The 23,949-nt window shown below is 72.9% G+C and carries 19 protein-coding genes; 14 read left to right on the top strand and 5 right to left on the bottom strand.

Annotation, left to right across the window (positions count from 1 at the left end):
* The first annotated feature begins 136 nt into the window (after positions 1-136).
* On the top strand, positions 137-2,965 hold the full coding sequence (locus OG538_RS15435) for an FAD-binding and (Fe-S)-binding domain-containing protein (RefSeq protein ID WP_406093968.1): 2,829 nt from the start codon (positions 137-139) through the stop codon (positions 2,963-2,965).
* A gap of 132 nt (positions 2,966-3,097) precedes the next feature.
* Here OG538_RS15435 and OG538_RS15430 read toward each other — a convergent pair whose 3' ends face one another.
* Together OG538_RS15430 and OG538_RS15425 are read right to left on the bottom strand one after the other, a co-directional pair.
* The gene (locus OG538_RS15430) at positions 3,098-4,255 is read right to left on the bottom strand and encodes a serine hydrolase domain-containing protein (protein WP_406093966.1); all 1,158 of its coding nucleotides are present in this window, start codon (positions 4,253-4,255) and stop codon (positions 3,098-3,100) included.
* Positions 4,256-4,333: 78 nt separating this feature from the next.
* Positions 4,334-5,260, bottom strand: coding sequence for a LysR family transcriptional regulator (locus OG538_RS15425; RefSeq protein WP_406093964.1), 927 nt, complete (start codon positions 5,258-5,260; stop codon positions 4,334-4,336).
* Positions 5,261-5,431: 171 nt separating this feature from the next.
* On the opposite strand from OG538_RS15425, the gene OG538_RS15420 reads away from it, so the two are divergent.
* The 10 genes from OG538_RS15420 (at position 5,432) to OG538_RS15375 (ending at position 17,556) form a co-directional block, all read left to right on the top strand.
* Complete coding sequence (locus OG538_RS15420; protein WP_406093962.1) at positions 5,432-6,385, top strand: EamA family transporter; 954 nt, start codon at positions 5,432-5,434, stop codon at positions 6,383-6,385.
* 16 nt (positions 6,386-6,401) lie between these two features.
* Complete coding sequence (locus tag OG538_RS15415; RefSeq protein ID WP_406093960.1) at positions 6,402-6,992, top strand: DinB family protein; 591 nt, start codon at positions 6,402-6,404, stop codon at positions 6,990-6,992.
* Between the two features lie 223 nt (positions 6,993-7,215).
* Positions 7,216-8,010, top strand: coding sequence for a TIGR03084 family metal-binding protein (locus tag OG538_RS15410; RefSeq protein ID WP_406093958.1), 795 nt, complete (start codon positions 7,216-7,218; stop codon positions 8,008-8,010).
* A complete protein-coding gene (locus OG538_RS15405; RefSeq protein WP_406093956.1) occupies positions 8,007-9,728 on the top strand; it encodes an acyclic terpene utilization AtuA family protein in 1,722 nt (573 codons plus the stop codon). Before OG538_RS15410 ends, OG538_RS15405 begins: the two co-directional genes overlap by 4 nt.
* On the top strand, positions 9,725-11,323 hold the full coding sequence (locus tag OG538_RS15400; RefSeq protein ID WP_406093954.1) for an acyl-CoA carboxylase subunit beta: 1,599 nt from the start codon (positions 9,725-9,727) through the stop codon (positions 11,321-11,323). Before OG538_RS15405 ends, OG538_RS15400 begins: the two co-directional genes overlap by 4 nt.
* Before the next feature lie 10 nt (positions 11,324-11,333).
* Entirely contained in the window at positions 11,334-13,370 is a 2,037-nt protein-coding gene (locus tag OG538_RS15395) for a biotin carboxylase N-terminal domain-containing protein (RefSeq protein ID WP_406093952.1), read from the top strand.
* A complete protein-coding gene (locus OG538_RS15390) occupies positions 13,367-14,527 on the top strand; it encodes an acyl-CoA dehydrogenase family protein (RefSeq protein WP_406093950.1) in 1,161 nt (386 codons plus the stop codon). Before OG538_RS15395 ends, OG538_RS15390 begins: the two co-directional genes overlap by 4 nt.
* A gap of 157 nt (positions 14,528-14,684) precedes the next feature.
* Entirely contained in the window at positions 14,685-16,259 is a 1,575-nt protein-coding gene (locus OG538_RS15385; RefSeq protein WP_406100162.1) for a 4-coumarate--CoA ligase family protein, read from the top strand.
* Positions 16,256-16,990 (top strand): enoyl-CoA hydratase family protein, encoded by a 735-nt coding sequence (locus tag OG538_RS15380; RefSeq protein ID WP_406093948.1) that lies wholly within the window; start codon positions 16,256-16,258, stop codon positions 16,988-16,990. Before OG538_RS15385 ends, OG538_RS15380 begins: the two co-directional genes overlap by 4 nt.
* Positions 16,978-17,556, top strand: coding sequence for a TetR/AcrR family transcriptional regulator (locus OG538_RS15375; RefSeq protein WP_406093946.1), 579 nt, complete (start codon positions 16,978-16,980; stop codon positions 17,554-17,556). The genes OG538_RS15380 and OG538_RS15375 overlap by 13 nt, the downstream gene beginning before the upstream one ends.
* Positions 17,557-17,601: 45 nt before the next feature.
* Here the strand turns inward: OG538_RS15375 and OG538_RS15370 are convergent, their stop codons facing one another.
* Positions 17,602-18,159 carry a hypothetical protein gene (locus OG538_RS15370; protein WP_406093944.1) on the bottom strand — a complete coding sequence of 186 codons (558 nt, stop codon included), beginning with the start codon at positions 18,157-18,159 and terminating at the stop codon, positions 17,602-17,604.
* Between the two features lie 260 nt (positions 18,160-18,419).
* Between OG538_RS15370 and OG538_RS15365 the strand changes: the two genes are divergently transcribed.
* Complete coding sequence (locus OG538_RS15365) at positions 18,420-18,962, top strand: GNAT family N-acetyltransferase (RefSeq protein WP_406093942.1); 543 nt, start codon at positions 18,420-18,422, stop codon at positions 18,960-18,962.
* 210 nt (positions 18,963-19,172) lie between these two features.
* Here OG538_RS15365 and OG538_RS15360 read toward each other — a convergent pair whose 3' ends face one another.
* On the bottom strand, positions 19,173-19,817 hold the full coding sequence (locus OG538_RS15360) for a hypothetical protein (RefSeq protein ID WP_406093940.1): 645 nt from the start codon (positions 19,815-19,817) through the stop codon (positions 19,173-19,175).
* 404 nt (positions 19,818-20,221) lie between these two features.
* A complete protein-coding gene (locus OG538_RS15355; protein WP_406093938.1) occupies positions 20,222-21,331 on the bottom strand; it encodes a citrate synthase 2 in 1,110 nt (369 codons plus the stop codon).
* 221 nt (positions 21,332-21,552) lie between these two features.
* Here OG538_RS15355 and pdxH point away from each other — a divergent pair, with 221 nt between their 5' ends.
* Both pdxH and OG538_RS15345 read left to right on the top strand, forming a co-directional pair.
* Positions 21,553-22,185 carry a pyridoxamine 5'-phosphate oxidase gene (gene pdxH / locus OG538_RS15350; RefSeq protein ID WP_406100160.1) on the top strand — a complete coding sequence of 211 codons (633 nt, stop codon included), beginning with the start codon at positions 21,553-21,555 and terminating at the stop codon, positions 22,183-22,185.
* 351 nt (positions 22,186-22,536) lie between these two features.
* Complete coding sequence (locus tag OG538_RS15345; protein WP_406093936.1) at positions 22,537-23,904, top strand: PAS domain-containing protein; 1,368 nt, start codon at positions 22,537-22,539, stop codon at positions 23,902-23,904.
* Positions 23,905-23,949: the final 45 nt, after the last annotated feature.

Below are 23,949 nucleotides of genomic sequence, written 5' to 3'. Positions count from 1 at the left end.
CTGTTTGGGAAGAACTTGTGGTGTTCTCTGTTCCGTTTGTGTTTGAGAGCCCGGCATATTCCGACGTATTGACGTAATCGGCGGAAACGTGCGGGGCTGCCCGGCAGCCCGGCCGGCCCGACGGCATCCTGGCCGGATGGCATCCGGCAACGCTCACTCGGGCGGCACACCCACCTCACTCGTCCGCGAACTGCGCGCGTCCGTACGGGGCGAGGTCGCGTTCGACGCCACCGCACGGGCCCTGGCGACGATGGACGCCTCCAATTACCGCCGGGTGCCGCTCGGGGTCGTCGCCCCGCGCGACGCCGACGACATCGCCGCCGTGCTGTCCGTCTGCCGGGCGCACGCGGTGCCCGTCGTGCCGCGCGGCGGCGGTACCTCCATCGCCGGGCAGGCCACCGGCACCGGCGTCGTCCTCGACCTCACCCGCCATCTGCGCACGATCGTGGACCTGGACGCAGGCTCCCGTACCGCCGTGGTCCAGCCGGGTGTCGTCCTGGACGACCTGCGGGCCGCCGCAGCCCCGCACGGGCTGACCTTCGGCCCGGACCCCTCCACGCACAGCCGCTGCACCCTCGGCGGCATGATCGGCAACAACTCCTGCGGCTCGCACTCGGTCGCCTGGGGTACCACGGCCGACAACGTCCACGCCCTGACCGTCGCCCGCTACGGCGGCGACACCCTGCGCCTGGAGCGGGGGGCCGAGGGTCCCGCCGGACTCCATGAACTGATCACCGGCCACCTCGCCCTCCTGCGCACCGGATTCCCCGCACTCCCGCGCCGCATCTCCGGATACGCCCTGGACGCCCTGCTGCCCGAGAACGGTCCCGACCCCGCCCGTGCGTTCTGCGGCAGCGAGGGCACCCTCGGCGTCGTGACGGAGGCGACGCTGCGGCTGGTCGGGTCACCCGCCGCCCGTGCGCTCGCCGTCCTCGGCTACGCCGACGAGTCCGCGGCCGCCGAGGCCGCCCCCGGCCTCCTGCCCCTTCGCCCGCTGACCGTCGAGGGCATGGCCGCCGACCTCGTACGCGAACCGGCCGGGCTGCCCCGCGGCGCGGCCTGGCTCTTCGTGGAAACGGGCGGCGCCACCCCGGCCGAGGCCCGGGCACACGCCGAGCGCATCGTGCGGGCCGCGTCCGCCGACGCGGTGGACACGGCCGTCGTCACCGACCCGGCCGGGCAGCGGGCCCTGTGGCGGATCCGGGAGGACGCGGCCGGCACCGCGACCCGGATGCCCGACGGCACCGAGGCCTGGCCCGGGTGGGAGGACTGCGCCGTGCCGCCCGCCCGGCTCGGCCCCTACCTCCGCGACTTCCGCGCCCTGCTGGCCGAACACGGCCTGCGCGGGTCGCCGTACGGGCACTTCGGCGACGGCTGCATCCACGTCCGCATCGACTTCGACCTGCTGACCGGCGCGGGCGTCGCCCGCTTCCGCCGCTTCTCCGAGGACCTCGCCTCGCTCGTCGTCGCACACGGCGGCTCCCTGTCCGGTGAACACGGCGACGGCCAGGCACGCGCCGAACTGCTGCCCCGGATGTACGGGGACGAACTCGTCTCACTCTTCGCCCGGTTCAAGGACCTCTGGGACCCCGACGGCGGCATGAACCCGGGCATCCTCGCCCGCCCGGCCCGCCTCGACGAGAACCTCCGCTTCGACGTGCTCCCGAAGAAGCCCGTCGACGTCGCCTTCGGCTACCCGCGCGACGGCGGTGACTTCTCCGCGGCCGTGCGCCGGTGCGTCGGGGTCGCCAAGTGCCGTACGGAGCAGACGTCCGGCCCGGCCGTGATGTGCCCCTCCTTCCGCGCGACGGGCGAGGAGGCCCATTCGACCCGCGGCCGGGCCCGGCTGCTGCACGAGATGCTGGCCGGAACGGCGGGCGGGGTGATCAAGGACGGCTGGCGCTCGACGGAGGTGCGGGACGCGCTCGACCTGTGCCTGTCCTGCAAGGGCTGCCGCAGTGACTGCCCGGTGGGCGTCGACATGGCCACGTACAAGGCGGAGTTCCTGCACCACCACTACCGCCGGCGGCTGCGCCCCGCCGCGCACTACGCGATGGGGTGGCTGCCGAGGTGGCTGCGCCTCGCGTCCCCCGTCGCGGGCGCGCTGAACGCCCTGGCCCGGGTGCGCCCGCTCGCGGCCCTCGCCAAGCGGCTGGCGGGCATCGCGCCGGAGCGAGGGATTCCGGTCCTGGCGCGGGAGACGTTCACGCGGTGGCTCCTGCGGCGTCAGGGCAAGGGGACTTCCGTCTTCTCCCGCGACGACGTGGCCCTGGTCTGGCCGGACACGTTCACCGAACACCTCTCGCCCGAGGTGGGCCGGGCGGCGGTGAGGGTTCTGGAGGCCGCGGGCCGGACCGCGCTGACGCCCGGCAGCGGCCTGTGCTGCGGCCTCACGTACGTCTCGACCGGCCAGCTGGACCATGCGCGCAGGGTGATGCGCCGCACCCTGGAACGGCTGGGCGGCCTGCTGGGTGATCCCGTGATCGTCCTGGAGCCGAGCTGCGCGGCGACGCTCCGTACGGACCTCCCCGAGCTCCTGCCGGACGACCCCCGGGCGGCAGAACTGGCATCGTCCGTACACACGTTGGCCGCATACCTGGAGGAGTACGCCCCCGACTGGCAGCCCCCGCACATCGACCGTCCGGTCACCGGCCAGACGCACTGCCACCAGCACGCGGTGCTGGGCGATGCCGCGGATCGCCGGCTGCGTGAACGTGCGGGTCTGGTCGGGGATCTGGCGGGCGGCTGCTGCGGCCTGGCCGGCAACTTCGGCTTCGAGCGCGGCCACTGGGAGGTGTCGGTGGCCTGCGCGGAGGACCAGTTGCTGCCGGCCGTGCGGGGAGGGGCGGTGGGCGCGGAGGTCCTTGCGGACGGGTTCTCCTGCCGGACGCAGCTGGCCCAGGTGGGGGGCGTGCGCGCGCGCCACCTGGCCCAGCTGCTGGCGGAGGGGCTGGAGGAGGAGTGACCGGGCCGTTCCCGGCAGGTCCGTTGTGTTCCGCGCCGGACCGGGCGCCCGCCTCGGGCGCCACCGAAGCTGTGGGGTCAGTGGGATTCCTTGCCGGGCGGGGCGGGGCGGGAGCCGCCCCGCCCCGTCGGCTCAGCGCCGCGCCGCCTTCACCACCGCCGCCACCAGCCGCTCGTTCTCCGGAGCCGCCCCGCCCGGGAACGCGAAACGCCTCCGCGTGTACCCGTACGCGATCCCGCTCGCCGGGTCCGCGAACGCCTGCGAGCCCGCCGCGCCGCAGTGGCCGAACGCGCCCTCGCCGAGGCACGGGTAGACCATCTGCGGGCGCTCGAAGCCGAGGCCGAAGTGGTCCGTCTCCTCGGTCACCCGGTCGGTGCCGGCGAGGCCGAGCCGGGCGAACTCGGTGCGGGTCTCCGGCTTCAGCAGCGGGGGCCGCCCCGCGAACTCCGAGAGCGTGGCCGCGTACATGCCGGCGAGGGCGCGCGCCGAGCCGATGCCGCCGACGGAGGCCGGGCCGAGCGCGCGCACGGACGGCTGGTTGATCCACGCGACCATGTCCGTCCGCACGTTGAAGGCCACCGCCTTCAGACCCTTCGGGTCGAACGGCCGGGCGGCCATCTCCGCCGCCTGCTCCGGTGTCGGGTTGAGGGGCCGGATGGCGACATAGCGCGGTTCCAGCCCGGCGGGGTGCCCCATGTAGAGGTCAAGGCCGTACGGGGCGCGGACGCGCTCCTCGAACAGCTCCTGGATCGAGCGCCCGGTGGCCCGGCGCACCACCTCACCGGTCAGGGCGCCGATCACCAGCGCGTGATAGCCGTACTCCTTGCCCGGCTCCCAGAACGGGGTCTGCCCGGCCAGCCGGGCGGCGAGCAACCGGTCGTCGGCCAGGTCCGCATCGGGAAAGCCGCCCTCGATGCCGATCAGCCCGGAGCGGTGGCCCAGCAGTTCCCGCAGGGTCAGTTGGCCCTTGCCCTCCGCCGCGAACTCCGGCCAGTACGAGGCGACCGTGCGGTCCAGGTCGAGCGTCCCGTCCTGCACGAGCAGGGCCACGACGAGGTGGGCGGCGCCCTTGGTGGACGAGAAGACCGCGGGCAGCGAGTCGCCGTCGATCCCGTCACCCGCCCAGAGGTCGACGACCAGCCGCCCCTCCCGGTAGACCGCGAGCTGTGCGCCCGGCTCGTTGTGCTCCTCGGTGAGTACGGCGGCGAACTCGTCTCGCACCGCCTCGTAGCCGGCGGCCACGGTGCCGTGCACGGTGATGCTGGTGGAGCTGGAGCTGTGGTCCGACATGGGTCCCCCCTTGGCGGGCGCGGCTTTCGCGCCTCTCTCACAGGGGCACCAACTACGCGCCCGTGCGCGCACATTCCCTCATTCCCCGGCGTCTCGCGCCACGATCTCGCGGGCCAGCGCGGCAAGGTCGTCGAGGGCGGGGTGACCGGGTGCGTCGCGGCGGGCGAACAGTACCGGGAGGGGCGGGGCGTCCACGAGCGGGCGGTAGGCGACCCCGGCGTGCGGGTGCATGCCGGCCGTCGACGCGGCCGAGACCCCGGTGCCGCGCCCCGCCGCGATGGCGGCCAGCCAGTCGTCGGTGTTGGCCACGGTCAGCGTGGCGGCGGGACGTGCGTGCGGCGGCCACAGCTCGGGGGTGGTGGTGCCGGAGACGGTGTTCAGGACGACGGTGCCGGTCGCCAGATCGGCCAGCCGGAGCGTGGCACGGGAGGCGAGGGGGCCGTCCGCCGCCACGGCGGCCACCCGCTCCTCCTCGTACAGCACCTCCGTGACGAGACCCGGCGCCTCGACGGGGCCGCGCAGCAGTGCGGCGTCGACCTCGCCGCGGGTCAGTCCGGCGGTGCGGTCGTCGATCCGGCGGAGTTCCAGCGGGGTCTGCGGGCAGCGCTCCTGCCAGGTGCGGAGCAGCGGGGTGGTGTGCCGGCCGAACGCGGACCAGGCGTGCCCCAGCCGAAGCGGCCACCGGCGCAGCCCGCCGGGGTCGAGCGCCTCGTCGAACGCGGCCACCGCGACGGCGGCCTTGTCGCGGAAGGCGACGCCCTCGGGAGTGAGGTCCAGGTGGTGGGTGGAGCGGTCGACGAGCCGGATGCCGAGGTGGCGCTCCAGGGCGGCCAGGGTGCGGGAGACGGCGGGCTGGGTGAGCCGGAGCCTGGCGGCGGCCCGGGTGATGCTGGACTCGTCCGCGACGGCCAGGAAGGCGCGCAGGTGGCGGATCTCGATGCCCCTGCCGGTGTTCCCGCCCGCGCCTGTGCTCGCTGCGCCGCCCGCGCTCCGTCCCGTGCTCATGCGTGGGGAGCATAACGGCCGCCCAATCGGCATTTCACGTGCCGCGCCCAGGTCCTTACGGTGGAGAGGTGCTGCATGGGGTGAGTGCAGTATCTTCGATTTGGTAGTGCATCATGTTGCACTGTCGGTCCTCATGACCCGTACGCGTGAACTCAGAAAGTCAGGCCACAGGTGAACGACCAGGGCACCGCCGCAGAACCGGCCGCAGCAGTCGCCGTCCCCGAGGCGGTCACCGCCCTCGGCGAGCAGGGCGGCTCCGCCCGCGCCGCAGGGCGCAGGGCGGCGCTCGCTCCGGTCGCGCTGGTGGTCGCGGGCGGGCTCTCCGTGCAGTTCGGCTCGGCGGTCGCCGTGCTGCTGATGCCGAAGGCGGGCGCGCTCGGGGTCGTCACCCTGCGCCTCGCCGCCGCGGCCCTCGTCCTGCTCGTCGTCTGCCGCCCGAAGCTGCGCGGCCACGCGCGCGCCGACTGGGGCACCGTGGTGGCCTTCGGCCTCGCCATGGGCGGTATGAACACGCTGTTCTACCAGGCCGCCGACCGCATCCCGCTCGGTGCCGCCGTGACCCTGGAGGTGCTCGGCCCGCTCGCCCTCTCGGTGTTCGCCTCGCGCCGCCTCGTCAACGTGCTCTGGGCGGGCCTCGCGCTGGGCGGGGTGCTGCTGCTGAGCGGCGGGGGCTTCGACCGACTCGATCCGGTGGGCGCCGCGTACGCACTCGCCGCCGGTGCCATGTGGGCGGCGTACATCGTCTTCAGTGCCCGCACCGGCCGCCGTTTCCCGCAGGCCGACGGACTGGCCCTGGCGATGGTGGTGGCGGCCGTCCTCTCGCTGCCGCTCGGCATCATGGAGTCGGGCTCGAAGCTCCTCGTCCCGTCCACGCTCGGCCTCGGCGCCGCCGTGGCCGTGCTGAGCTCGGTCCTCCCCTACACCCTGGAGCTCATTGCGCTGCGCCGGCTGCCCGCGCCCACCTTCGCGATCCTGATGAGCCTGGAACCCGCGATCGCGGCCACGGCCGGCTTCCTCATCCTCGACCAGGCCCTCTCCACGACGGACGCCCTCGCCATCGCGCTGGTCATAGGGGCGAGCATGGGAGCGGTACGCAGTCAGGTGCGGGGCGCCGGGAAGCGCTGAGGGGCCGAGGAGGCGGATGCCACGGTTCCGGCTGCACGCCCGGGTGCCCGATCTTAGGGTGGGCGCGATATCCGACCTGGAGGAAAACATGCCGGAAAGCGACGACCTGCTCGCGCTCGTGACCGACCAGCGCACCAATTTTCTCTACACCGTCGCGAACCTCGACGACACCCAGGCGCGCACCCGCACGACCGTCAGCGAGCTGACGCTCGGCGGACTGCTGAAGCACCTCGGGCTCGTGCAGCGCAGCTGGCTGGACGTGGTCGAGGGCACCGCCCCGGCCAAGATCGACTGGGCGGACCTCGACCCCGACGGCAACCGGATGACCGACGCCGAGACGCTGCCCGGACTGCTGGAGGCCTTCCACGCCGCGGCGGCCGCGTTCGACCGTACGGCGCGCGAGGAGACCGACCTCGACCGTGAGGTCACCCTGCCGGCGTACCCGTGGTCGCCCCCGGAGCCCGTCGTCTGGACGGTCCGCCGCGTCCTGTGGCACATCTTCCGCGAGATCGCCCACCACAGTGGCCACGCCGACATCATCCGCGAGGCGCTGGACGGCGCCAGTACGACGCTCAGGATGAAGGAGGCGGCCGAGAAGGGGCAGTAGGGGCGCTCGGCGGGGGCGTCGTCCGGCGCCCCCGCCCGGCGGGACGGCCGACCGGCAGCCGGCGCCCCCGCCCAGCGGCCGACGCGCCGCTCCTGCGGCAGGCTCCGCACGCGCCGCAGGCCCCGGCGGAAGAAGCCGGAAAAACAATGCAAGCACGCTTGATTGTTTTCTGATGCGCTGGCAGGCTCCGGGACACACCGCCACGCCCCGAGGGGAGCGCACCGTGTCCGATGCCGCAGCCGTGCTCGAAGACCTGCGCAGCGAGAGTGAGGAACTCGACCTGCTCGTCGCCGGGTTGAACGCCTCGCAATGGGCGGGAGCGACACCCGCCGAGGGGTGGACCATCGCCCACCAGGTGGCCCATCTCAGCTGGACCGACGAGGTCGCGCTGATCGCCGTCACGGAGCCCGAGCGATTCGGCGGCGAGGTGGACAGGGCGATGAAGGACCCCGAGGGCTTCGTCGACCGGGCCGCCGAGGAGGTCGTCGCGGCGTACGCCCCGGACGCCCTGCTCGTCCGCTGGCGCAGCGGCCGGCAGCGGCTCCAGGAGGCCCTGCGCGCGGCCCCCGCCGGGACCCGGTTCCCCTGGTACGGGCCGCCGATGAGCGTGGCCTCCATGGCGACCGGGAGGCTCATGGAGACCTGGGCCCACGGCCAGGACGTCGCCGACGCCCTCGGGGTCACCCGCGCCCCCACCGCCCGGCTGCGGCACGTCGCCCGGATCGGGGTCCGGGCCCGCGACTACGCCTTCCTCGTACGGGGGATCCAGCCGCCCGGCGAGGAGTTCCGGGTCGAACTGGAGGCCCCGGGCGGTGAGGTGATCGCCTACGGTCCCCAGGATGCCGACCAGCGCGTCACCGGCCCCCTCCACGACTTCTGCCTGCTCGTCACCCAGCGCGCCCACCGCGACGACCTCGCCGTCCGGGCCGAGGGGGCCGACGCCGACAGGTGGCTGGACATCGCGCAGGCGTTCGCCGGTCCGGCGGGGCCGGGGCGCGTACCGCAGGCGGGCCGATGACCGAGCCGCTGCGGATCGGCAACGCCTCCGGGTTCTACGGCGACCGCTTCGACGCCGTGCGCGAGATGCTCACCGGCGGCCCCCTCGACGTCCTCACCGGCGACTACCTCGCCGAGCTGACCATGCTCATCCTCGGCCGCAGCCGGCTCAAGGATCCGGGACGCGGCTACGCCACCACCTTCCTGCGCCAGCTGGAGGAAGGGCTCGGGCTCGCCCACGAGCACGGGGTGAAGATCGTCACCAACGCGGGCGGGCTCAACCCCGCCGGACTGGCCGACGCCATCACGGAGTTGGCCGCCAAGGTGGGCGTGCCCGTGCGCGTCGCCCATGTCGAGGGCGACAGCCTCACGGTGCCCGACGGCTTCCTCACCGCCAACGCCTACCTCGGCGGGGCGGGCATCGCCGCTTGTCTGCGGGCCGGGGCCGATGTCGTCGTCACCGGCAGGGTCACCGACGCCGCCCTCGTCACCGGACCCGCCGCCGCCCACTTCGGCTGGGGGCCGGAGGACCACGACGCGCTCGCCGGAGCGGTCGTCGCCGGGCACGTACTGGAGTGCGGCACCCAGGCCACCGGCGGCAACTACTCCTTCTTCCGAGGCCACGACATCCGGCGTCCGGGCTTCCCCGTCGCCGAGGTCCACGCCGACGGCTCCTGCGTCATCACGAAGCACGAGGGCACCGGCGGCGTCGTCGACCTCGGCACGGTCACCGCCCAGCTGCTGTACGAGACCGGCGGCGCCCGGTACGCGGGCCCCGACGTCACCGCCCGGCTCGACACCGTACGGCTGTCCCCCGACGGTCCCGACCGGGTCCGCATATCCGGAGTGAGGGGCGAGGCCCCGCCGCCCACGCTCAAGGCCGGGCTCACCCGGCTCGGCGGCTGGCGCAACGAGGTCGTCTTCGTGCTCACCGGGCTCGACATCGAGGCCAAGGCCCAGCTCGTCCGCGACCAGATCGCGGACGCCTTCGCGCGGACCGGCCGGCAGCCCGAGGAAGTGCGGTGGGAGCTCGTCCGTACCGACCGGGCCGATGCGGTGACGGAGGAGACGGCGAGCGCCCTGCTGCGGCTCGTCGTCCGCGACCAGGAACCGGAGGCCGTGGGGCGCGCCCTGTCCGGCGCCGCGATCGAGCTGGCACTCGGCAGCTACCCGGGCTTCCACGTCACCGCTCCGCCCGGGAAGGGCGCACCCTACGGAGTGTTCGAGGCCCGGTACGTACCGGCCGGGGACGTGGAGCAGGTGGCCGTGCTGCCCGACGGGCGGCGCGAGGTGCAGGAACCTGCCGCACGCACGCAGGTCCTGGCGGACGTCGAACAGCCCGCGCTGCCCCCGCCGTTGGAGGCGGCCCCCACCCGGACCGCGCCCCTCGGGCTTGTCGCGGGGGCCCGCAGCGGCGACAAGGGCGGCGACGCCAACATCGGGGTGTGGGTCCGCACCGACGAGGCGTGGCGGTGGCTGGCCCACGAGCTGACCGTCGAGCGGCTGCGGGAACTCCTCCCGGAGACCGCCGGCCTCACCGTCGTACGCCATGTCCTGCCGAACCTGCGCGCCCTGAACTTCACCGTCCACGGGCTCCTCGGCGAAGGTGTCGCCGCCCAGCACCGCTTCGACCCGCAGGCCAAGGCCGTGGGGGAGTGGCTGCGCTCGCGGCGGCTGGACATACCCGTGGCCCTGCTCCCGCCGCTGGAGAGCGCCGACGCACCGGAGGTGCACGCATGACCGTCCTGCCCACCGGCCTCGACACCGCGAGCCCCGAATACGCCGCCCACCGCGCCGCCATGCTCGACAAGCTGACCGAACTGGAGGCCGCGCACACCGGGGCGCTGGGCGGTGGCGGCGAGAAGTACGTCGAGCGGCACCGCTCGCGCGGCAAGCTCCTGGCCCGTGAGCGGATCGAGCTGCTCATCGACCGCGACAGCCCGTTCCTGGAGCTGTCCCCGCTCGCCGCCTGGGGCAGCGACTACGCGGTCGGCGCCTCGCTCGTCACCGGGATCGGGGTGGTGGAGGGCGTCGAGTGCCTGATCACCGCCAACGACCCGACCGTACGCGGTGGCGCCTCCAACCCGTGGACGCTGAAGAAGGCCCTGCGGGCCAACGAGATCGCCTTCGCCAACCGGCTGCCCTGCATCAGCCTGGTCGAGTCGGGGGGCGCCGATCTGCCGTCCCAGAAGGAGATCTTCATCCCGGGCGGGGCGCTCTTCCGCGACATCACCCGGCTCTCGGCCGCCGGCATCCCGACCGTGGCCGTCGTGTTCGGCAACTCCACGGCCGGCGGGGCGTACGTCCCCGGCATGTCCGACCACACCGTCATGATCAAGGAGCAGTCCAAGGTCTTCCTCGGCGGGCCGCCCCTGGTGAAGATGGCCACCGGTGAGGAGAGCGACGACGAATCCCTCGGCGGCGCCGAGATGCACGCCCGCACCTCCGGTCTCGCCGACCACTTCGCCGTCGACGAGCACGACGCGCTGCGCCAGGCCCGCCGCATCGTCGCCCGCCTCAACTGGCGCAAGGCACACCCCGACCCGGGCCCCGCCGAGCCGCCCAAGTACGACGAGGACGAGCTGATCGGCATCGTGCCCGGTGACCTGAAGGTGCCCTTCGACCCGCGCGAGGTCATCGCCCGGCTGGTCGACGGCTCGGACTTCGACGCGTTCAAACCGCTCTACGGGACCAGCCTGGTCACCGGATGGGCCCGGCTGCACGGCTACCCCGTCGGCATCCTCGCCAACGCGCAGGGCGTGCTGTTCAGCGAGGAGTCGCAGAAGGCCGCCCAGTTCATCCAGCTCGCCAACCAGCGCGACACCCCGCTGCTCTTCCTGCACAACACCACCGGCTACATGGTCGGCAAGGAGTACGAGCAGGGCGGCATCATCAAGCACGGCGCGATGATGATCAACGCGGTGTCGAACTCCAAGGTCCCGCACCTGTCCGTCCTGATGGGCGCCTCCTACGGCGCCGGGCACTACGGCATGTGCGGCAGGGCCTACGACCCGCGCTTCCTGTTCGCCTGGCCCAGCAGCAAGTCCGCCGTCATGGGCCCGCAGCAGCTGGCCGGGGTGCTCTCCATCGTCGCCCGCGCGTCCGCGGCCGCGAAGGGGCGCCCGTACGACGACGAGGCGGACGCCGGACTGCGCGCCATGGTCGAGCAGCAGATCGAGTCCGAGTCCCTGCCGATGTTCCTGTCCGGGCGGCTGTACGACGACGGGGTCATCGACCCCCGCGACACCAGGACCGTCCTCGGGATGTGCCTGTCCGCCATCCACACCGCACCGGTCGAGGGCGCCCGCGGCGGCTTCGGCGTCTTCCGGATGTGAGGAGCACTCGATGATCACCACCCTGCTGGTCGCCAACCGCGGCGAGATCGCCTGCCGGATCTTCCGCACCTGCCGCGCACTCGGGATCGCCACCGTCGCCGTGTACTCCGACGCCGACGCCGACGCGCTGCACGTACGGGAGGCCGACACTGCCGTACGGATTCCGGGCGCGGCGCCCTCCGACACGTATCTGCGCGGTGACCTCGTGGTGGCCGCCGCCGTCGCGGCGGGGGCCGACGCCGTCCACCCCGGGTACGGCTTCCTCTCCGAGAACGCCGGATTCGCGGCCGCGGTGCAGGACGCGGGGCTGATCTGGGTCGGCCCGCCGGTCAAGGCCATCGAGCTGATGGCGTCCAAGACCCGCGCCAAGGAGCTGATGTCCGCCGCCGGGGTTCCTCTGCTCGCCCCCGTCGATCCTGCCGCGGCCCGCGCCGAGGACCTGCCGCTGCTGCTCAAGGCGGCCTCGGGCGGTGGCGGGCGCGGCATGCGCATCGTGCGGGAACTCGGCGCTCTGCCGGCCGAGTTGACGGCCGCCGCCGCCGAGGCGCTGTCCGCCTTCGGGGACGGCGAGGTCTTCGCCGAACCGTACGTGGAGCGCGGCCGGCACGTCGAGGTCCAGATCATGGCCGACGAGCACGACGGCGTCTGGGCGCTCGGCACCCGCGACTGCTCGCTCCAGCGCCGCCACCAGAAGGTCATCGAGGAGGCCCCCGCCCCCGGTCTCGACGACGTGCTCCGCGACCGGCTGCACGATGCCGCCACGGCCGCGTCGCGGGCCGTCGGCTACCGGGGCGCCGGCACCGTCGAGTTCCTGGTCGCCGCTGACGGGCGTCCGTACTTCCTGGAGATGAACACCCGTCTACAGGTCGAACACCCCGTCACCGAGGCCGTGTTCGGTCTCGATCTCGTCGCCCTGCAGCTACGGCTCGCGGAGGGGGAGCCGCTGCCCTCCGCCACGCCGCCGCAGCCCACCGGGCACGCCGTCGAGGCCCGGCTCTACGCCGAGGACCCGGCCCGTGACTGGCAGCCGCAGACCGGAGCGCTGCTCGCACTCGATGTGCCGGACGAGCCCGGGCTGCGCCTGGACACCGGTTACACCGGCGGCGACACCATAGGCGTGCACTACGACCCGATGCTCGCCAAGGTCATCGCACACGCCCCCACCCGCACCGAAGCCGTACGCCTCCTCGCCCGCTCCCTGGAACGTGCACGCGTCCACGGCCCCGTCACCAACCGCGAGCTGCTCGTACGCTCCCTGCGCCACCCGGACTTCGTCGCCGCCCGCCTCGACACCGGCTTCTACGACCGGCACCTGACAGCCCTGACCGGCGGCGCCGACGAGGCGGACCAGCGGCTCGCCGCCACGGCGGCCGCCCTCGCCGAAGCCGCCCGACGCACCACCACCGGCGGCGTCGTCCGCTTCGGCGCCTGGCGCAACATCGCCTCTCAGCCCCAGCTCAGGCGCTACCGGAGCGAACCCGGCGGGCACGAGCTCGACATCACCTACCGCACCACCCGTGACGGCCTCATGCCCGACGACGGCATCCGGCTCGTCGCCGCCCGCCCCGACCGCGTCACCCTCGAAGCAAGCGGCGTCACCCGGCACTTCGCCGTCGCCGTCCATGGCGACCGGGTGTACGTGGACACCGCCACCGGCTCGTACGCGTTCACCGCCCTGCCCCGCTTCACCGATCCCGCCGAACGCGCCGAACCGGGCTCCCTGCTCGCCCCGATGCCCGGCACCGTCGTGCGCCTCGCCGAGGGTCTCGCGGCCGGGGCCGCCGTGGAGGCCGGGCAGCCGCTGATCTGGCTGGAGGCGATGAAGATGGAGCACCGCATCCTCGCCCCCGCCTCAGGCACCCTCACCGCCCTGCACGCCGCGCCCGGCCTCCAGGTGGAGGTCGGCGCCCTGCTCGCCGTCGTCACCGAGGGCGCGGACAACGAAGGCACGGACCCCGCATCGACCGACCCCGGACCGGGTGTCCCCGGATCGGCAGACCCCGGATCGACAGACCCCGCATCGACAGTCTCTGAGGAGAACGCATGAGCACCGTCCTCGAAACCGAAGAGCACCAGGCCCTGCGCGCCGCCGTCGCCGCACTCGGAAAGCGGTACGGCAGGGAGTACACCACCGCCCTCGCCCGCAAGGGCGAACACCCGCGGGAGCTGTGGTCCGAGGCGGGCAAGCTCGGCTACCTCGGTGTGAACCTCCCCGAGGAGTACGGCGGCGGAGGCGGCGGGATGGCCGAACTCGCCATCGTCCTGGAAGAGTTGGGTGCGGCGGGTTCGCCACTGCTGATGATGGTCGTCTCGCCGGCCATCTGCGGCACGGTGATAGCCCGCTTCGGCACCGACGACCAGAAGCGGCAGTGGCTCCCCGGACTCGCCGACGGCAGCCTCGCCATGGCCTTCGGGATCACCGAACCCGACGCCGGATCCAACTCCCACCGGATCACCACCACCGCCCGCCGCGACGGCGAGGAGTGGGTGCTCAACGGGCGCAAGGTCTTCGTCTCCGGCGTCGACATCGCCGACGCCACCCTCATCGTCGGCCGCACCGAGGACGCCAGGACCGGGAAGCTGAAGCCCTGCCTGTTCATCGTGCCGCGTGAGACACCGGGCTTCCAGCGCTCACACATCGAGATGGAACTCCAGGCCCCGGAGAAGCAGTTCGAACTCGTCCTCGACGACGTACGACTGCCTGCCGACGCCCTCGTGGGTGAGGAGGACGCGGGACTTCTCCAGCTCTTCGCCGGACTCAACCCCGAACGCATCATGACCGCCGCGTTCGGCATCGGCATGGGCCGCTACGCCCTGGGCCGCGCCGTCGAGTACGCGAAGACCCGCCAGGTGTGGAAGGAGCCCATCGGCGCCCACCAGGCCATCGCGCACCCCCTCGCCCAGGCCCACATCGAGCTCGAACTGGCCCGCCTGATGATGCAGAAGGCCGCCCGCCTCTACGACGACGGCGACGACATCGGCGCGGGCGAGGCCGCCAACATGGCGAAGTACGCTGCCGGGGAGGCCTGTGTCAGAGCCGTCGACCAGGCCGTCCACACCCTCGGCGGCAACGGCCTGACCCGTGAGTACGGACTCGGGTCACTGATCACCGCGTCCCGGGTCGCCCGGATCGCGCCGGTCAGCCGGGAGATGATCCTCAACTACGTCTCCCACCAGTCCCTGGGCCTCCCCAAGTCGTACTGACCGGGCCCGGCAGCCCCGCCCGGCCCGTCCGGGGCCTTCCCGGGCCCCGCAGTCAGACGCGATGCTGACCCTCTCCACCACCGAACGGCCGCTCGGTGACCCCGCCGCCCCAGGGCGGAGTGCCGGACAGGCCGTACCCGCGTCGAAGGGAACCGCCATGGTGTTCCACAGCGAGTACGAAGACGTTCCGGCCCTCGAAACACCCATCCACGAGACGGTTCTCGGCGGCGCCGCGGACTTCGGTGACACGGTCGCCCTGGTCGACGGCACCAACGGCCTCTCCGTCACGTACACCCAGCTCGACACCTTCCACCGCCGCATCGCCGCCCACCTCGCACAGGCGGGCCTGCGCAAGGGCGACGTCCTCGCCCTGCACAGCCCCAACACGATCGCCTACCCGGCGGTCTTCTACGGGGCCACCCGGGCCGGAGCGTCGGTCACCACCGTGCACCCGCTGGCCACCGCGGAGGAGTTCGCGAAACAGCTGGGGGACAGTGGCGCCCGCTGGATCGTCACCGTGTCCCTGTTCCTCGACGTCGCCCGCCGCGCGGCCGAACTCGCGGGCGGCGTCCAGGAGATCTTCGTCTGCGACCAGGCCGAGGGCCACACCTCCGTGCTCGACATGCTCGGCTCCACCGCCCCGGAACCCGAGATCGAGTTCCGCCCCGATGACATCGCCGCGCTCCCGTACTCCTCCGGGACCACCGGCGCCCCCAAGGGCGTCATGCTCACCCACCGCTCCATCGGCACCAACCTGGAGCAGCTGCGCCCCTTCATCCCCATCAAGCCAGGCCACAGCATCCTGGCCGTCCTGCCCTTCTTCCACATCTACGGGCTGACCGCCCTGATGAACGCGCCGCTGCGGTGCGGGGCCACCGTCGTCGTGCTGCCCCGCTTCGACCTCGACCAGTTCCTCGGCGTGATCCAGGAACACCGCATCACCGGGCTGTACGTGGCTCCGCCGATCGTCCTGGCCCTCGCCAAGCACCCCGCCGTCGGCGAGTACGACCTCTCCTCGCTCGAGTACATCGTCAGCGCCGCCGCGCCCCTGGACGCCGAGCTCGCCGCCGCCTGCTCCGCCCGCCTCGGGGTGCCGCCCGTACGGCAGGCGTACGGGATGACGGAACTCTCGCCCGGCACCCACGTCGTGCCCCTCGACATCGAGAACCCGCCGCCCGCGGCCGTCGGCAAGCTGCTGCCCAGCACCGAGATGCGGATCGTCTCCATCGAGGACCCGGGGAAGGACCTCGGTATCGACTCCGACGGCGAGATCCTCATCCGCGGCCCCCAGGTGATGAAGGGCTACCTCGGCCGCCCCGAGGCCACCGACGCCATGATCGACAGTGATGGCTGGGTGCACACCGGCGACGTCGGACGCGTCGACGCGGACGGCTGGCTCTTCGTCGTCGACCGGGTCAAGGAACTCATCAAGTACAAGGGCTACCAGGTCGCCCCCGCCGAACTCGAAGCGCTTCTCCTCTCCCACGAGGCGATCGTCGACGCCGCCGTCATCGGCGTGTACGACGCCGACGGCAACGAGATCCCGAAGGCCTTCCTCGTGCGCCGGCCGGACGCCGCGGACCTCACGGGCGACGACGTCATGGCCTACGTCGCCGAACGCGTCGCCCCGTACAAGAAGATCCGCCGTGCCGAGTTCGTCGACGCCGTACCGCGCGCGGTCTCCGGGAAGATCCTGCGCCGCGAACTGCGCGACAGGGAGAAGCGGACATGAGCCTCGCCCCACCCACCCACGAGCGGGGCATCACCACCCTCACGCTCGACTCCCCGGCCAACCGCAACGCCCTGAGCGCACCGCTCGTGGCCGGACTGACCCAGGCCCTCGACGCGTGTGCGGCCGACGAGACCGTGCGGGCGGTGGTGCTCACCCACACCGGCAACACGTTCTGCGCGGGCGCCGACCTCAGGGCGCCGGCCGACCCGCACGCCTTCGTCGCCCTCATGCGCCGCATCGTCACCCTGCCGAAACCGGTCGTCGCCCGTGTCACCGGGCACGTCCGGGCCGGCGGCCTCGGGCTGCTCGGGTCCTGCGACATCTCCGTCGCGGGACCCGGCTCCTCCTTCGCCCTCACCGAATCGCGCCTGGGACTGGCCCCCGCCGTCATCACCCTGCCCCTGCTGCCCCGCATGGACCCCCGTGCGGCCTCCCGCTACTACCTCACCGGTGAACGCTTCGACGCGGCCGAAGCCGCCCGCGCCGGGCTCGTGAGCATCGCCGCCGAGGACGTGGACAAGGCGCTCGTACCGGTACTGGACGGACTGCGCAGAGCCTCTCCCCAGGGGCTGGCCGCATCGAAGGAGCTGGTCACGGCTACTGTGCGGGAGACTTTCGACCAGTACGCCGAAGACCTCATCGCCCGCTCCGCGGCACTCTTCGCCTCCGACGAGGCACGGGAGGGGATGACGGCCTTCCTGGAACGACGGGATCCCGCATGGCGGCTCTGACACCACCCAAGCAGGACCGCAGCCGTGCCACCCGGCAGAAGCTCCTCGAAGCCGCGGTCGCCTGCCTCGCCGATCACGGCTGGGCAGGCTCCACCGTCTCGGTCGTCGCGATGCGCGCCGGTGTGTCGCGCGGGGCCGCCCAGCACCACTTCCCCACCCGCGAGGACCTGTTCACCGGCGCCGTCGAGTACGTCGCCGAGGAACGCTCCGCCGCCCTGCGCGCCGTCGCCGTCCAGGACCGTGCCGCCGTCGTCGCCGCGCTCGTCGACCTCTACACCGGCCCGCTCTTCCGCGCGGCGCTCCAGCTCTGGGTCGCCGCGTCCAACGAGGAACAGCTCCGCCCCCGCGTCACCGAACTCGAGGCCCGCGTCGGCCGCGAGACGCACCGCATCGCCGTCGGCCTCCTGCGCGCCGACGAAACCCGCCCCGGGGTACGGGAGACGGTCCAGGGCCTCCTCGACATGGCCCGCGGCCTCGGCCTCGCCAACGTCCTCACGGATGACACCGCCCGTCGGCGCAGGGTCGTGGCGCAGTGGGCGGCGCTGCTGGACGAGGCGCTGGGGTGAGGCGCCGCCCCCGCGCGCGGGGCGACGCGACGGTGGGCGGCGGAGTCAGGCGCGTACCGCGGTGATCAGCAGGCCGTGCCCGGCCTGGATCCTGAGCGTGGTGCCGTCCCAGACGACGGGCAGCGGGGACGGTGTGGTGTCCACCGGCGAGCCGGGATCGACGGGACCGGACTCCTCGTCCTCCCCCCACTGCAGGGTGAGAGAGGCGTCGTCACCGACCGTTGCGGGCATGCCGGTGGCGGCCCAGACGTTCTCCGAGGTCCTGCCGTCGACCCGGACGGTGAGCGCGTCCCCGGTCAGCTCGAAGGAACCCGTCAGGTCACCCCCGTCGAGGCTCCAGGTGCGGCCGGTGAACTCGATCCGCTTGTACGCGTCGTTGACCTGCCCCTGTGGGGTGTAGCGGAGATCCCACGCACCGCGCACGAAGGCCTGCACCGCGGCCCCGGTGACCGTCGGAACGGCCGACCCGCCGGCCGCTCCCGGCACCTCGTCGCCGTCCTTCTTGCCCCCGCAGGCCGCCAGCGCGACGGCGAGCAGGCCGAGGCCGCCGTACCTGATCGCGTCCCGCCTCCGCACTCCCTTGCGCAGCTGTTCGTTCAGCACCTGCCCCCGCCTCTCCCCGGGGCGGCCGAGCCTGCCACCCGGCCCCCCGTCCGCTCTGTCGGTGTTCGGGAGCCAGAGTGTGGCGCAGTGATGGGCGTGATGTCAGCAGATTGCGCGCATATGCGTGTAAGGGCCCCTCCGGGGGAGAAGCGTGGTAGAGGGCGAGCTGCGCGATATCTGCTGCGAAGGCCGCCGCAAGCTCCGTGTGCCGCCGGCCGGATATCCTGCCTCGTTCCGAACAGGCCAGGGAGGCCCTCACCATGAGCAGCACCACGTCGTCCTTTCCCGACCGGATCGAGCTGACGGGGGAAGGGCTCGTCCTGCGTGACTGGACGGAGGAGGATCTGGCCGCGATGCCCGGCCTGTTCGACCACCCCGACATCGCGCACTGGACGCCGATCGTCTCTCCCTTCGGCGAGGAGGCCGCCCGCGCCCGCCTGGAGCGGGCCCGGGACCTCCGGGCGGAAGGCACGACCATCCTGCTCGCCATCACCACCGACGGCGGTGCGCCGCTCGGCGAGGTGATGCTGCGGTGCGCCCCCGAGGGCACGGAGATCGGCTACGCGGTCGGCCCGGCCCACCGCGGCCAGGGGCTGGCCGCGCGGGCGGTGCGCCTGATGGCCGCCTACGCCTTCGAGCAACTGGGCGTGGAGCAGGTGATCCTGGAGCTGGAGGCCGAGAACGCGTCCAGCGTCGCGGTCGCCACGAAGACGGGCTTCCGCCTCCTCGACGTGCCGCTGATCGAGGGGGAGGAGAAGGGGCGCCCGTTCGTCCTCCAGACGTGGGGGCTGAACCGCCCCTGACGCGGGGGCTCATGGTGCGTGACGGCCCGGGCGGCAGAGTGGGGGAGCGGCTTCGGGCGACCGTCGCCGCCTCTTCGCTCGCCGGCCGTCACACGGCTTTCCCGCGGCTGTCCCCTCGGGCCCGCAGGCCGGCGCCCGAAGGCGGGTGGCCGCGGGCCGGGCATGCCGTCGAGGACGAGATGCCCGGCGCCCGGGCGAGGGAACGGGTGATCAGCTGGTCCAGAGGACCGGGCTGTCGCTGTACGCGTCACCCTCGTCGAACGAGGCAGCCGCGATGGGCTCGGTCTTCGTGGCGCTGAGCGAGCAGGTCTCGTACGAAGCGCCCTTGGTGGCGAAGTCGCGGGGCGCCGAGTCGTTGTCGCACTTGCCCGGGAGGTCGCCGATCAGTATGACGCCCGTGGGGCCGCCGCCCGCCAGCTCGCCGCGCAGCCTCAGCGACGCGTACGACAGGTCGGTGCCGCCGACGTTCTCCACCTTCATCCGGATGTAGTAGGGCGTCATGCCCTTCGCCTTCGCGCCGAAGGGGGCCATGTCGGCCTCGGCGCCCTTCTCGATCGCCGTGACGGTCACGGCGATGGTGCCCTTCTTGTCGGTCCCGTACGAGAACGGCAGAACCGCCCTGTCGCCGATCTTGAACTTCGTGCCCGGCGCGGCGACGTCGCCACCGGCCGGAGCGGCGGCGTCGTCGTCGGGGGTCGCGGACGGGCTCTCGCTGCCCGGGTCGGACGATGCCGGGGCGGAGGCCGAGGGCGACTCCTGTACCGATGACGAGTCCTCGCCGTCGTTGCAGGCCGTGAGCCCGAGCCCCACGGTGGTCAGAGCAACCGCGAAGAAGATGCGTCCCTTGTGCGTCATTTTGACCTAACTGGCAGTGAGGGCTGCCCTGTACGACAGCCGAAACGTTCAACAACCGGACGAAGCGCCCGGCCCTGTGGAGGCGGCCGGACGTGCCGGAGCGGCTCGGCGACGGGCGTCCGTCGCCGAGCCGCTCCCTGACGCGTCTCACACTGCGGCGGGAATGACACAGGAACGCCACAGCCATGCGACGGGTGCGGCACGGCTCGGCGGGGCGCGGCTTCTGCGCCCGTCACGTCGGCGGACGGCTCCCCGGGGCCGTCATGCCGGCGGACGGGCGCCTCGCGGCGGTGTGCCCGCCGGCGAGCGGGCGCAGCTGGTGCGGTGTCATCCGCGATGAGCGCCGCCTGCCTCCGCGGCGCCCCCAGGGGCTGTCCCGTACCGGCCCTTCGGTACCAGGAGGATCAGTTCCCCAGGTCCGCCAGCTGCTCGTACCCCTCGATCTCCTGCGGACTGCGCGTCCCCGGCCCGACGTACTTCGCCGACGGCCGCACCAGGCGCCCCGTCCGCTTCTGCTCCAGGATGTGCGCCGACCAGCCCGCCGTGCGCGCACACGTGAACATCGACGTGAACATGTGCGCCGGAACCTCGGCGAAGTCCAGCATGATCGCCGCCCAGAACTCCACGTTCGTCGCCAGCACCCGGTCCGGGCGCCGCGCGTGCAGCTCCTCCAACGCGGCCTTCTCCAGCGCCTGCGCCACCTCGAACCGTGGGGCGCCCAGCTCCTGCGCCGTCCGCCGCAGCACCCGCGCCCGCGGGTCCTCGGCGCGGTACACGCGGTGACCGAAGCCCATCAGCCGCTCACCCCGGTCCAGGGCCTGCTTCACGTACGCGGTGGCGTCCCCGGTCCGCTCGATCTCCTCGATCATGCCGAGGACGCGGGACGGGGCGCCGCCGTGCAGCGGGCCCGACATGGCCCCCACCGCGCCGGACAGCGCGGCGGCCACGTCGGCGCCGGTCGAGGCGATGACACGGGCGGTGAACGTCGATGCGTTCATGCCGTGCTCGGCGGCCGAGGTCCAGTACGCGTCGACGGCCTTCACGTGCCGGGGATCCGGCTCACCGCGCCAGCGGATCATGAACCGCTCCACGACGGATCCGGCCTTGTCGATCTCGCTCTGCGGGACCATCGGCCGCCCCTGCCCGCGCGCGGACTGCGCGACGTACGACAGCGCCATGACGGCCGCGCGCGCCAGATCGTTGCGCGCGGTCTCCTCGTCGATGTCCAGCAGCGGCTTCAGCCCCCACACGGGCGCGAGCATCGCCAGGGCGGACTGGACGTCGACCCGGATGTCACCGGAGTGCACCGGGATCGGGAAGGGCTCGGCGGGCGGCAGTCCGGGGCTGAACGCCCCGTCGACCAACAGCCCCCACACATTGCCGAACGAGACGTGGCCGACGAGATCCTCGATGTCGACGCCTCGGTATCGCAGCGAACCGCCTTCCTTGTCAGGTTCGGCGATCTCCGTTTCGAACGCGACGACTCCTTCGAGTCCGGGTACGAAGTCGGACATCAGGCGGCTCCCTCGGATCGGCGGCTGCGAATGGGCCCAGGGCCCACCCAAGATACTGGCGGGTTCCGACGTGACCGGGAAGCGTGACATCCGGCACAGCTTCCCGTTCCACCGCGTAACGGTGGGTGGACCTCCTTAGGACCTGTGCCCGGCCGCTGCGGCAGGATGACACCGTGCCCACCGCAGATTCCTCCTTCGATTCCACCACTGATCCGGCCGCGATGCGCGAGCAGTACCGATCCGAGGCCTTCACCGAGGACGGCCTCGCCGCCGATCCGATGCGGCAGTTCGCCCGCTGGTTCCGGCAGGTCGCCGCCGGCGGCATGCTCCACGAGCCGAACGCCATGGTGGTGTCCACGGCGACCCCCGAAGGCCGCCCGTCCTCGCGCACGGTCCTGCTGAAGATGTACGACGAGCACGGCTTCGTGTTCTTCACCAACTACGACTCCCGCAAGGGCCGCGAACTCACGGCCAACCCGCACGTCTCGCTGCTCTTCCCCTGGCACCCGCTGGCCCGCCAGGTCATCGTCACCGGCACCGCGACCCGTGTCGCCCGCGAGGAGACGGTCGCCTACTTCCGCACCCGTCCCCACGGCTCCCAGCTCGGCGCGTGGGCGAGCGAGCAGTCGCAGGTGATCGGCTCCCGCGAGGAGCTGATCGGCCGCTACGAGGACCTTGAGGCGCGCTACCCGGAAGGCGAGAAGGTCCCGGCGCCCCCGCACTGGGGCGGCTTCCGGGTCGTCCCCGACTCGATCGAGTTCTGGCAGGGCCACGAGAACCGCCTCCACGACCGCCTGAGGTATGTCCGGGAGAGCGGCGAGGGCCCGTGGCGCGTGGAGCGGCTGTGTCCGTAGAACGTCACTGACATGCAGAAACCCGCAGGCTCTGGTCCCTCCTTGCGGAGGAGCCGGCCGGACTTACCGGCGAGCCTGCGGGTCGGTGACTGCTTGGGATTGGCCGATGACCGGCCTGCACTGCAAGAGCGCGACAACGGGCGTCAGCCCGCAGTCACCTCACGAGTCCGAAAAGAAATCACTTCCGGAACACCTCCCTTCATGTGTGGCATCAGCCTAGGAAGCCCGCCGGGCCCGCACAACCGAATTATCGGAGCACTGATTTCAGGGAAGTCCCTGTGTGCTGGGTCACGTTCGAGTTCAATGGTCTGACGTGCGGCAATGGCGGACACGTCCTGCAGGGGGTCCGGGATGAGTGCTTCCACGACCAGCGGAACGACCGATGCTCTCGGTCCCGATCCGATTCCCGGGGCGGAGCTGCTGGCGGCTCTCCTCGACGGGATGGACGCCGCGCTGTGCGCCTTCGACGCGGACGGCACCGTCACCCACTGGAACCGTGAGGCCGAGCGGATTCTCGGCTGGTCCGCCGAGGAGGCCGTCGGCCGGCCCGGGTTCGCCGGGTGGGCCGTGCGCCGGGCGGACGCGGGCGAGGTGCAGGGGCGGCTGATGGCCGTCATGGACGGGCCCGGGCGGCAGGTGCACGAGTTCGCGTTGCTGCGCAAGGACGGCGGACGGGTACTCGTGCGGACCCAGTCGGCCGGCGTGCGGAGCGCGGAAGGGAAGCCCGCCGGGGTGTACTGCGCGTTCAGCGAGGTCCATGCCCAGATCGATCTGGAGCGGTCCATCGCGCTGAGCGAGGCGCTGTTCGAGGACGCGTCGTGGGGTGTCGTCCTCGTGGACGTGGACCTGCGCCCCACCGTCGTCAACGCCCACGCGGCCCGCGCGCTCGGCGGCGGTCGTACGACGCTGCTGGGCCGGCCGCTCGGCGAGCTGATCGTGCAGGGTGTCGAGGACCTGGAGGGGGCTCTCCACCACGTGCTGGCGGAAGGCGCGCCGCCCGCGCCCGCGGAGCTGTGGGTGACGTTGCGCACGGGCGACGGCGACCGGCGGCGCTGCTGGCGCAGCGGCTTCCTGCGGCTCGCCTCGCCGCTCGCGGAGGAGCCGGTGCCGCTGGGCGTGGGGTGGCTGTTCCAGGACGTGACGGCGGCGAAGCTGGCCGCCCAGGACGCGGACCGGGTGCGGTTCCGGTCCAGTCAGCTGCACCGGGCCTCGCGGTCGGCCGCCGAGTGCGAGGCCCCGATGGAGGCGGCCACCTCGTCGCTGGACTACGCGCTCGCGGGCTTCGCCGACCATGCGCTGATCGACCTGGTGGCCGGCGAGCGGCTGGTGCGCGCCGCGGGGACGCCGGCCGATGCTCCGGGCCCGTGCCTGCCGGTGGCCGGGGGTGGCATTCCGCTGCGCTACGCGCCGGGGCACCCCGCCCTGCAGGCGGTGGACCGCACGGGGTCGGTGCGGGCGTCGGCAGGGGGCGGGACCGTCGAGGCGGCAGGGGACTGGGCGGCGGAGCGCTGCTGGCCGGCCGATGCGGTGCACGCCCTGTGCGTGGTGCTGCGGAGCCGCGGGCGGACGCTGGGCGTGGTGACGTTCCTGCGCTCGGCCCACCGCGCCGCGTTCGAGCGCGCGGACGCGGTGTACGCGGAGAGCGTGGCGGACCGGGTGGCTGCTTCGGTGGACCTGTACCAGGCCCTGGGGAGCGATCCCGGCCCGTTCAGCGCCTGAGGGCGGGGCGCCCTCGGACAGGGGCGGGGCCGGGGGCCTCGAACG

Origin of the sequence: Streptomyces sp. NBC_01013 (assembly GCF_045162765.1) — a bacterium.
In the GTDB taxonomy this organism is placed as follows: domain Bacteria; phylum Actinomycetota; class Actinomycetes; order Streptomycetales; family Streptomycetaceae; genus Streptomyces.
This window is presented reverse-complemented; position numbering and strand designations above follow the sequence as displayed.